The 392-nt window shown below is 43.6% G+C and carries 1 protein-coding gene; it reads right to left on the bottom strand.

The features are described from left to right. On the bottom strand, positions 1-392 hold a 392-nt coding region (locus KJQ97_RS09675; protein ID WP_214120733.1), incomplete at both ends, for an asparagine synthase-related protein.

Here is a 392-nt window from a genome sequence, read left to right as displayed (position 1 = left end):
GGTATCAGCAAACGGAACGCGGCCTTCAAGCGAATTTGATGAAATGCAGCGGTCAGCACGCAACACATCATACATGTAAAGTTCGCGAACACGCTTTTGAGACTCTTGCTGAAACTCTGCGGGAGACGGTGCAAAATCGGTATATTTGTAACCAAACATTTCATCAGAACATTCACCGGTCAAAATAACTTTCAGATCCGTGTTTTGATGGACGTACTCGCAGACGATGTACATCCCGAGCGAAGTACGAATCGTCGTAATGTTCCACGGTTCAGGCTGTGTGATGACCTCTTTCAAATGTTCTATTACGTCTTCTCTTTTCTTATTGACTTCTGTATGATCAGTACCAAGGCAATCCCCATTTTCTTTGGCATCCTTTAAATAGATCGGAT

Origin of the sequence: Campylobacter sp. 2018MI01, assembly GCF_018501205.1 — a bacterium.
GTDB lineage: Bacteria > Campylobacterota > Campylobacteria > Campylobacterales > Campylobacteraceae > Campylobacter_E.
This window is presented reverse-complemented; position numbering and strand designations above follow the sequence as displayed.